Here is an 8,165-nt window from a genome sequence, read left to right on the forward strand (position 1 = left end):
GTGGATCTTCGTCGCATGGGCCTCGCCCAGCGCACCGCCGAAGATCCGGAAATCATGCGCGTACACGAAGACCGTCCGGCCCTCCACCGTGCCCCAGCCGGTCACCACACCGTCCGTGTACGGCTTCTTCGCCTCCAGACCGAACCCCGACGCACGATGCCGCCGCAACTGCTCGACCTCACGGAACGAACCCTCGTCCAGCAGCAGCGCGATCCGCTCACGCGCCGTCAGCTTGCCCTTCGCGTGCTGCGCCTCGGTCGCCCGGTCGCTCGGGCCGCGCTCCGCCTGCTCCCGCAGGGAGAGCAGATGGGCCACGCGGCCACGGGTCTCCTGATGCGACGTCACCTCGGGGACGCTCCCGCTGGGCGGGGCCTCCGGCGCGATCGTCATTGACACACCTCTTCCGGGATCGTCCGTCGATGGGCGTGCGGGGTCGGCGGCCGGGTGACCGGCCGCCGGCCCGGCGGCTCATTCCGCTATCGCCGTGCGCGTCTTCCAGCGGAACACCGGGATGTCGTCGCCGTCGAGCTTCTCGTACTCGCCCTCGTGCAGGAAATGCTCGTATCCGGCGCCGAATCGATGCTTGATCTTCTCCGTCAGAGAGGCCGTGAACTGCACCCGCTCTTCAGGAGGAAAGAAGGACGGTCCACCGACCAGCAGTACCTTGATCTGCGACAAAATGAACACCTCCGGGACGGGAAATCTCGTCTGACAGGGCGGCACCTCCCCAGAGCCTGCCGGTGTGCCGGACCGGGGGCGGGTGTCACGGCGTGAAGCCATGAACACGCCCCTGACCTGCGCTTCCCCGGGGCCGTCGCGGGATGCGGCGGCAAGGAGCCGCGCGGCGCGACGCCGGCGGGGAGCCGGACACGGGTAAGGACGCCGGAATCCGTGCATACGGCGGAACGGGGTCCGGCGACGGGAATGCCTCAGTGCATTGTCATGGGGGCTGACGTGACGAGGCTTACATCTGGAATCCCGCGGAACAACCCCTAATCGCCCCAGTGGACCCCCATGCGAACAGTGGGCCGTGCAGGCGGGGAGGCCTCAGGACAACTCCAGCCGGAAGCCGTCCGGTTGATCGTCCCCGAAGACCGCGACCTGCACGGCCGAGCCGCCGTCCCCGGCGACGGCCGCGCGGAAACGGCCGGTGGGCAGGCCTGTGAAGCGGCAGGTGCCGTCCGGTCCGGTGACGGCCGCCAGGGCGATGCCCGACCCGTCGGTGACGGTGACCCGGACGGACCCCTGGGGCACCCCCTGTTTGTCCGTGACGACGCCCCGCAGGGTGCCGAGATCGGTGTAGCGGGCCAGCACGACGGTCGCCGCCGGCGCGGGCGGGCGGGGGGAGGCGGCCGGTGCGGGCGGGCTCCGGCGCACGAGGAAGGCTGCGGGGCGATGCCCGGGATGGTGCAGGACCAGCACCCGGGGACCGCGCACAAGGCCGGTGGATCCGGGGCGCGGACGGGGCGCCCGGAGGGCGAAGCGGCCGCGACCGTCGGTCGCCGCCGTCCGCACCGGCGTGCCGTCGTCCTCCAGCAGCACCGCCAGCGCACCGCGCAGCGGGGCCATGTCGCCGCCGTCGCGCACGGTGCCGGCGGGCGGTGCCGTGAGGTGGCCCGTGGCGGTCGCGGGCGCGAGGGTCAGGGTGCGGGAGAGTGCGGACCCGTCCGCCTCCGGGGCGAGTTCGGCGGCGGCCGGGCGCAGGGCGTCCGCCGTGGCCACGAGGAGGTAGGCCGCGCGACCGGGCGCCCGGAGCACACAGGCCCCCTCGTCGTCGGCGACCGCCCGCGCGAGCGGGCGTCCGTGGGGGCCGAGGAGGGTGAACACCGCCCGGGGCACGGGCCGTCCGTCGGGTCGGGCGGCGTGGGCGTGCACGGTCGTCGCGGGGCGGCGGCTGCGGGAGGGCCGCGGTCGCGGCCCGGGGGTGAGCAGCGCGCCGAGGGCGAAACCGGCGGCCGCCATGGTGCTCAGCATTCCCACCCCACCCCTCGTGTCCGCCGTCGGCGGGCCGAGTATGCCGCTCCCGCTGCGGAAAAGGGAGGGGTCTGCCGGGAGGAGGGGCGCATTCCGCTCGGCGGTAGCGGTGCGTGGTCATCAATTATTTACTTCAATGGTCAACGGACAACGTGCAGGTTTAACGTTGCATGGGAAGTATTTTACCGATACTTTACAGTAGGCCCGTTACCTTTGATGATGCATGACGTCACTCGCGGACGAGGCGGTCCGAGGGTGTCACGGGGGGTCGATCCACACGGGGAATTCTTGCCGTTCCCGGATGCACGGGGAAAACATCCGGGGTCCCGCTCGGCCTTTTCGGTGCGAGGCGTCCTGCACATATCGGCGTTGCGCAACGGGGGTTGAACGGTCGATGGTACTCGCGGAACGAAGTGGTGAGACGAGCCGGCTACGGCAGGTGTTCTCGGACGTCGACGGGGGAAGAGGGCGGATCGTCGTCGTCAGCGGCCCCGCCGGCAGCGGAAGAACGGCGCTCCTGCGGGAGGCCGTGGACGGACTCGCGGTGCCCGTCACCCTGTTGAGCGCCCACTGCTCCCGCGCGGAACAGAATCTCCCCCTCGGGGTGATCAGACAGCTCTTCACCGGCGCGGCCCTCGGGCCCGAACGGGCGCGCCACGTCGCCGACCTGCTGCGCAGGGGCGCGCAGCAGGCGGAGGCCGTGGCGGACGAGGAGTCCGCGCACATCGGCCCGGCGGACGCGGCCGTCGCCGAGGAACTGTGGTCGGTCGTCGTGGAGATCTCCGCCCGGACGCCCGTCGGCATCGTCGTCGACGACATCCGGCACGCCGACGCGCACTCCCTGGCGTACCTGCTCTATTTCATCCGGCGCTCCCACACGGTGCGCACCGCGATGGTATTCGTCGAATCGGACGAGATGCTGCCGGTCTATCCGCTGTTCCAGGACGAACTGCACCAGCGCACGGATGTGCATTACATCCGTCTTTCCCTTCTGTCGCGGGCGGGTATATCCGCAATTCTCCGCGAACGGCTCGGCCACGGGAATTCCAGCTCGGTCGTCGATTCCTGCGCCGAGGTAACCGGCGGTAATCCACTCCTGGTGCGTGCTTTCGCCGCCGATGTGGAATCGATCGCACCCGGGACACCGGTGAGCGCCGGGGAAGCGGTCGGCGACGCCTTCCGGCAGGCCGTCACTCTCTGTCTGCGCCGCTCGGGGGCCGAGGCCCTGGAAGCGGCGCGGGTGCTCGCCCTCCTCGGCGACCGGGCGAGCCCGGCGCTCGTCGGCCGCACCCTGGACATCGGCCCCCGGACGGCCGACCGCCTGCTCGCTCTGCTGCGCAGCACCGGCCTGGTCGCGGACGGCGGCTTCCGCCACCCCGCCGTGCGTGCGGCCGTCCTCGCGCAGACCCCGGAGGCCGTGCGCACCGGCCTCGAATCCCGGATCGCGCGCGTGCTCTACGACTCCGGTGCGCCGTCCCCGGCCGTCGCGGCGTTCCTCACCGCCGCCCCCGCCCCCTTCGACGTCGCGGACGAGCGCTGGCGCTGGGCCGTGCCCGTCCTGCGCGACGCCGCCGAACTGGCCGCGGCCGAGAACCGCGTCCCCCAGGCGACCGCCTACCTGGAGCAGGCCCACCGGGCGGCTTCCGGCGGCTGCGAACGGTCGGCGATCCTCGTCGCCCTGGCCCGCCTCCAGCGCCGCAGCAGCCCCCGGGCCGCCCTGCGGCGCCTCGACCCGGTCGTCGCCCACCTCACCTCCGGGCGCTTCGACGCCGCGCACGCCGCGGTGATGGTCCGCTGCCTGCTCCAGGACGGCCGGCACGACGAGGCCCGCGAACTCCTGCGCCGGCTCGACGAGACGGACGGCGGGCGAGGCCCCGCGGCGGCGTCGAAGCGGCTGCTCGGGCTCTGGCTCTCGGTCTCCTACCCGGGTGTCGCCCGCGGCCTCTCGGCCGACGCGGCCCCCTGGCAGAGCGCCCGCGGCCCCGAGTCGGACGGCGACGCCCTGCGGTGGCGGGCCACCCGGCTGCTCGCCTCCGTCCTCGGCGGCGCCGCCGACGAGCGGAGCATCCAGGAGGCCGAACAGGCCCTGCGGATCTACCACGTCACCGAGCACACCCTGGAACCGCTGACGCTCGCGCTGTCCGCCCTGGTCTACGCGGACCGGGCCGGCACCGCCTCCGCGTGGTGCTCGGCACTGCTCGCCGAGGCCGGTCTCGCCCACGCCCCGGCCTGGCGCGCCCAGTTGAGCTCGCTGGCGGCCCAGGCCGCCCTGCGGCAGGGCATGCTGCCCGACGCCGAGCGGTACGCCGCCGCGGCGCTGTCGGGGATGACGGCGGGGGACTGGGGTGCGGAGATCGGCGCCCCGCTCGCCACCGCCGTGCTCACCCACCTCGCCGTGGGGCGGCCGGACGACGCCGGCACCCTGTTGCAGCGTCCCGTGCCCGCCGAGATGCACGACGGCCGCGGCGGACTCCACTACCGGTACGCGCGCGGCCGCTACTGCCTCCACACCTCCCGGCCGCACGCCGCGCTGCGCGACTTCCTCGACTGCGGGGTGCTGATGCAGCGCTGGCGGATGGACGCCCCCGGCCTCGTGCCGTGGCGCAGCGGCGCCGCGGAGGCGCTGGCGCGGATCGGCGAGACGGTGCGCGCCAGGCGGCTGGTCGCCGAGGAACTGGACATGCTGCGGGCGGGCACGCCCGGCCGCTCGTACGGCGTCGCCCTGCGGACGCTGGCCGCCGTCTCCCGGCCCGAGCAGCGGCCCGAGATCCTCAAGGAGGCCGTCGACGTCCTCAGGGCGTGCGGCGACCGCTACGAACTGGCCGCGACGCTCGTCGACATCGCCGACGCGCACGAGGCCCTGGGCGAGAGCAAGCGCGCGAGGTACGCGGCGCGCAGGGCGCGCGGTGCGGCCGAGTCCTGCGGGGCGCACGGTCTGCTGGCACGGCTGCGCCCGCCCGGCACCGGGCCGGCGGCATCCGAGGCCGCGGCCGGCGGGGAACCGGCACTGCCCGGTGGCGCGGAGCTCAGCACCGCCGAGGGGAAGGTGGCGGCACTCGCCGCGATGGGGTACTCCAACCGCGACATCGGACGGAAGCTGCACATCACCGTCAGCACGGTCGAGCAGCATCTCACCCGGGTCTACCGCAAGCTCAACGTCAGCCGCCGCCAGGACCTCCCGGCCCCGGACCCGAGGCTCCCCGTCGCCCTGCTGTGACCCGCCCGCCCGCGCGAAGCGTTGAGCCCGCGGGGCGCGTGGGGGTGCGGGAGCGCCGCCCGCCGCGGCCGCCGGGCCCGGCGGCCGCCAGCGCGGGGCGTCCCGCCCGTGGGGCCGCCTGTTCGCGCGGGTGGCGGGTCGCCCGCAGGGGACGGCCGCCGCGCTGGGGGCGGGGCGGGTCCTGCGCGTGTGGCGCAAGGGCCCGCGGGGTTCGGCCGGGGYGGATGCCCGGTGCTCGGAGTGCCGGGCGTCRCGCCYGCCGGCTCGTGCGCGTGGGMGACGTCCGCAAGGGCTGCCGRGCTTCGGGTGCGGGGCGGCTGCCCGCGCCGGGGGGCACGCCCGCCGCGCTGGGGGCGGGTCCCGTGCGTGCGGGGTGTGGGCCCGGTGGGCCGCCTGTGTCGGGCGTCGCCCCTGCGGTGCCGCTCTGCTTGGCGTCGCAGGCGCGGTGCCCGCCCTGCCGGGCGGTGCGCCCCCGTCGGGTGGCCGTGCGTGTGGCGCAAGGGCCGCGGGGTTCGGCCGGGGCGGATGCCCGGTGGTCGGAGTGCCGGGCGTCGCACCCTCCGGCTCGTGCGCGTGGGGGACGCCCGCAGGGGCCGGTGGGTCTCGCCGTGCCGGGTGCGCGTCGGCCCCCGCCCCCGCCGGGCGTCACCCCCCGGCGGGGGCGGGTCAGTCGCGGGGCCAGGGGCGGCCGTCGAGGCGCTCGATGTCGCGGTTGAAGCGGCTGAGGTGGGCGGCGAAGTCGGCGACCTCCTCGGGGGTCCACTCCGCCATCACCCGTTCCAGGCCGCTGACGTTGCGGCCCCGGTCGGTGTCGAGGCGGGTTTCGCCCTCGGGGGTGATGGCGAACTTCCGGGCCATCCCGCCGTCGGGGTCGGCGATGCGCCGGACCACCCCGGCGCGCAGCATCGCGGCGGTCTGCCGGTTGAGGGTCGAGGCGTCGAGCCCGAAGGCGGCGCTGAGCTGCCCGATGGTCATCGGGCCCTCGGTCCTGATGCGGCTGAGCAGCAGGTAGGCGCTGCGGTCGAGGCGGTCGTCCGCGCCGCGGGCGCGCGGTGTCAGCAGGTGCACGTACCTGCTGAGCAGCATCGTCTCGAACTCGATCAGGTCGAGGGGCTTGTCCACGCGGTGTTCCTCCGGCTCCCTGCCGCCCCCTGGATGGCCGGGGCGGCCTGCGCCTCGTCTGTATACCACGCGACATGTGCACGATACATGCAATGTGTATGATGCACATCCATCGGTCGGCGACCCCGCACGGCCGCAGAAGCCAGAGGGAGCCCAGTGGACCGATCCAAGGCCGACACCACCCGCACCGGCGGGATCGTCGGCATCCTCGCCCTGGCGGGCATCGTGGCGGCCGTCACGCAGACGCTCGTCGTGCCGCTGATCGGCGACCTTCCGACGCTGCTCGGCACCAGTGCGTCCAACGCCTCCTGGGTCGTCACGGCCACCCTGCTGGCCGCCGCCGTCACGACCCCCGTCGCCGGACGCCTCGGCGACATGTACGGCAAGCGCCGCATGCTGCTCGTCTCCACGGTGCCGCTGATCGCCGGCTCCGTGCTCTGCGCGCTCTCCTCGTCGGTGGTCCCGATGATCGCGGGCCGGGCCCTCCAGGGCATGGGCATGGGCGTGGTGCCGCTCGGCATCAGCCTGCTGCGCGACGTGGTGCCGGCGGAGCGCCTCGGCTCCTCCATCGCCGTGATGAGCGCCTCCATGGGCGTGGGCGGCGCGCTCGGTCTGCCGTTCTCCGCAGCCATCGCCGAGAACGCCAGCTGGCGGGTGCTGTTCTGGGTGGTGGCCGCGCTCAGCGTGCTGATCGGCGTGCTGATCGGGTTCCTGGTCCCCTCCGACCGTCCCGCGGCCGCACCGGCACGCTTCGATCTGCTCGGCGCCGTGGGCCTCGGCACCGCCCTCGTCTGTCTGCTCCTGGCCGTCTCCAAGGGCGGCGACTGGGGCTGGACCGACGGCACCACCCTCGGGCTCCTCGCCGCCGCCGTCGTCGTGCTGCTCGCCTGGGGCCGATGGGAACTGCGCACCGCCGAACCGCTGGTCGACCTGCGGGTGACGGCCCGGCCCCAGATCCTGATGACGAACGCCGCCTCGGTCCTCGTCGGATTCGCCATGTACGCCCAGTCCCTGGTGGTGCCCCAGCTCCTCCAGCTGCCCGAGGCCACCGGCTACGGTCTGGGGCAGTCCATGCTGGCGATGGGCCTGTGGATGGCCCCGGCGGGCCTGATGATGATGCTGATCTCGCCGCTCGGCGCCAAGCTCTCCGCCGCCCACGGCCCCAGGACCACCCTCGTCGTGGGCAGTCTGATCATCGCCGCGGGCTACGGCATCTCGCTGCCGCTGCTCGGCTCCACGGCGGGCCTGCTGATCGTCACCCTCGTGTGCAGCACCGGCGTCGGCTTCGCCTACGGCGCGATGCCGGCGCTGATCATGGGTGCGGTCCCCCCGTCCGAGACCGCCTCGGCGAACAGCTTCAACACCCTGATGCGGTCCATCGGCAGCTCCGTGTCGGCCGCGGTGATCGGCGTGGTCCTGGCGCAGATGACCACCGACTTCAACGGTTACGCGCTGCCCTCCGAGAGCGGCTTCCGCACGGCCATGCTCATCGGCTGCGGCGTGGGCGTGCTCGCGGCGGTGGCCGCGTTCCTCATCCCCATCCGCACGCCGTCCCCCGCGGACGGCCCCGACGGCGACGGAACCCTCCCCTCCCGGCCCTCCACGCAGGCCGGCGCAGCCGTCTGACGACCCGTCCGCCGGCCCGGCGGAGCCCGATCGGGGGCCGCGGGGCCGGTGTTCCTTCTCGGCCGACTCCGCGCGGCGGCCTGCCGTCCCGCCTGCTGCCCTGCCCCGCCCTGCCCTGCCATGCCGGGCCGTCCGGGCGGAAGTCCCGCCGCGCTACCCGCCACCCCGACGAAGTGGCGGTGAACCGTGGGGGGTCGGGGGCGCACCCCAGGGGGCGCCCCCGACC

6 protein-coding genes are annotated in these 8,165 nt (G+C 74.3%); 2 read left to right on the forward strand and 4 right to left on the reverse strand.

The features are described 5' to 3' along the window. From EAO77_RS29815 to EAO77_RS29825, 3 genes are all read right to left on the reverse strand, one after another. Positions 1–390, reverse strand: a 390-nt coding sequence (locus EAO77_RS29815) for a carboxyl transferase domain-containing protein (protein ID WP_315986119.1), incomplete at its 3' end; no start/stop codon positions are given. Between the two features lie 78 nt (positions 391–468). After that, on the reverse strand, positions 469–678 hold the full coding sequence (locus EAO77_RS29820) for a DUF5988 family protein (protein WP_147991452.1): 210 nt from the start codon (positions 676–678) through the stop codon (positions 469–471). 369 nt (positions 679–1,047) lie between these two features. After that, positions 1,048–1,974: a carboxypeptidase-like regulatory domain-containing protein gene (locus EAO77_RS29825; protein WP_147991453.1), complete on the reverse strand. Its 927-nt coding sequence runs from the start codon at positions 1,972–1,974 to the stop codon at positions 1,048–1,050. 394 nt (positions 1,975–2,368) lie between these two features. On the opposite strand from EAO77_RS29825, the gene EAO77_RS29830 reads away from it, so the two are divergent. Then, on the forward strand, positions 2,369–5,191 hold the full coding sequence (locus tag EAO77_RS29830) for a helix-turn-helix transcriptional regulator (protein WP_261994190.1): 2,823 nt from the start codon (positions 2,369–2,371) through the stop codon (positions 5,189–5,191). Between the two features lie 666 nt (positions 5,192–5,857). On the opposite strand, the gene EAO77_RS29835 is transcribed toward EAO77_RS29830, so the two are convergent. Beyond that, positions 5,858–6,313 carry a MarR family winged helix-turn-helix transcriptional regulator gene (locus EAO77_RS29835; protein WP_147991455.1) on the reverse strand — a complete coding sequence of 152 codons (456 nt, stop codon included), beginning with the start codon at positions 6,311–6,313 and terminating at the stop codon, positions 5,858–5,860. A 156-nt stretch (positions 6,314–6,469) separates the two neighbouring features. Between EAO77_RS29835 and EAO77_RS29840 the strand changes: the two genes are divergently transcribed. After that, entirely contained in the window at positions 6,470–7,939 is a 1,470-nt protein-coding gene (locus EAO77_RS29840; RefSeq protein WP_147991456.1) for an MFS transporter, read from the forward strand. Positions 7,940–8,165: the final 226 nt, after the last annotated feature.

The organism is Streptomyces sp. T39 (assembly GCF_008042045.1).
Classification (GTDB): domain Bacteria; phylum Actinomycetota; class Actinomycetes; order Streptomycetales; family Streptomycetaceae; genus Streptomyces.